At 77.6% G+C, this 1,823-nt stretch carries 2 protein-coding genes; both read left to right on the top strand.

Going from position 1 to position 1,823, the window contains the following annotated elements; translation table 11 throughout:
* Window positions 1–994, top strand: a 994-nt coding sequence (locus VR44_RS39020) for an ATP-binding protein (protein ID WP_045952432.1), incomplete at its 5' end; no start/stop codon positions are given.
* On the top strand, window positions 991–1,823 hold an 833-nt coding region (locus VR44_RS46245), incomplete at its 3' end, for a DUF5682 family protein (protein WP_342669441.1). The genes VR44_RS39020 and VR44_RS46245, both read left to right, overlap by 4 nt.

Below are 1,823 nucleotides of genomic sequence, written 5' to 3'. Positions count from 1 at the left end.
GGGGGAGGAGCTGGCGCTGCCCAAGCGGCGCGCCGGGCTGCCGTCCAAGCTGGTGATCGCCCCGAAGTTCGTCGGCGAACGCGCCCTGGTGGAGCGCTGCGTGGTGACCCTGGCCGGAGAACGGGGGCTGCTGCTCACGGGCGAGCCGGGCACCGCCAAGTCGATGCTGTCCGAGCTGCTGTCCGCAGCCGTGTGCGGCACCAGCGCGCTCACCGTGCAGGGCACGGCGGGCACCACCGAGGACGCCTTCCGCTACGGCTGGAACTATGCGCTGCTGCTGGCGCAGGGGCCGACCCGGCAGGCCCTGGTCGACTCCCCCGTGCTCGCGGCGATGCGCGCGGGCCGGGTGGTGCGGGTCGAGGAGATCACCCGTTGTCTGCCGGAGGTGCAGGACGCGCTGGTGTCGATCCTGTCCGACCGGCGGGTGAGCGTGCCGGAACTGACGGCCACCGAGGACTCGGTGGTCTCGGCGGCCCCCGGATTCACGGTCATCGCCACCGCCAACCTGCGGGACCGGGGCGTCTCGGAGATGTCGGCGGCGCTGAAGCGGCGCTTCAACTTCGAGACGGTCGGCCCGATCTCGGACCCGGACGCGGAGGCCGCGCTGATCCGCCGGCAGGCCGTGGCCGCCGTGGAGCGGGCCGGGGCGGCGTTCGGGGTGGACGACAGCGTGCTCGACGCGCTCGTCACCGTGTTCCGGGACCTGCGTTCGGGGCGCAGCGCGGAGGGCTGGGACGTCGAGCGGCCGGGGACGGTCATGTCCACGGCGGAGGCGGTGCAGGTGGCGGCCTCGCTGGGGGTCGCGGCCGCGTACCTGCCGGGCGGTGACGTGCTGGACCTGCTGCCGGGGCATCTGCTGGGTGTCGTGCGCAAGGACGATCCGGCCGACCACGGGCGGCTGCTGGGCTACTGGGACGGCCCGGTGCGCCGCCGGGCCGAGGACGGCTCTGCGATGTGGCGGCGGCTCTGGGACCTGCGCGGGAGCCTGCGTTGACGCTCACCGCTGATCCACGGGCGGCCGTGGAGGCTCTGGCCGCCTCCCGTGCGCCGTTCCTGCTGGGCGTACGGCACCACAGCCCCGCGCTGGCGGCGGTGGTGCCGGCGCTGCTGGACGCCGCGGACCCGGAGGTGGTCTGCGTGGAACTGCCGGCGGACTTCCAGCCGTGGCTGCCCCACCTGGCCGACCCGGAGACGGTCGCTCCGGTGGCCCTGGCGGGCCTGGGCCGCGAGGGCCGCCTGGCCTTCTACCCGTTCGCGGACTTCTCCCCGGAGCTGGCGGCGGTCCGCTGGGCCCGGGAACGCGGCGTGCGGGTGCTGTGCTGCGACCTCCCCCTGGGGGACCGCGGCTGGTCCTCGCCGTCCCCCGCGGAACCCGCCCCGACCGGCACCGACGGGCCGCCCGCCGCCGGTGCGGCGGGCCGGGGGGCGGACGGGCCGGCCACGGCTTCGGCGGGGTACGCGTCCGACGACGCCGAGGCGGCTCCGGCCCCGGCGGGGCCCGCGGGGGCCGATGCCGACGGGAGCGTTCCCGCCCCGGCACGGCCCGGGACGCACGGCGGCTCCGGCAGTCGCGCGGCGGACTGCGACTCGGAGTCCGCCGCGCCGGCCCCGGCGGTGGCCGAGGCAGACCGGCTCGCCGGGCCCGGTTCGGGTGCGGCGGTGCACGGGGGCGCGGCGCGCCGGTCCTACGCCGATGCGCTCGCGGCGTCGGTACCGGGCGCGAGGGCGACGACCTGTGGGACCGCGCGGTCGAGGTCCTCGCCCCGGGCTGCGCCCCGGAGGCCGTGCGCCGCGCCGCCCTCGGTGTCGGCTGGGCCCTGCGT

It is taken from the genome of Streptomyces katrae, from assembly GCF_000966975.1.
GTDB lineage: Bacteria > Actinomycetota > Actinomycetes > Streptomycetales > Streptomycetaceae > Streptomyces > Streptomyces katrae.
This window is presented reverse-complemented; position numbering and strand designations above follow the sequence as displayed.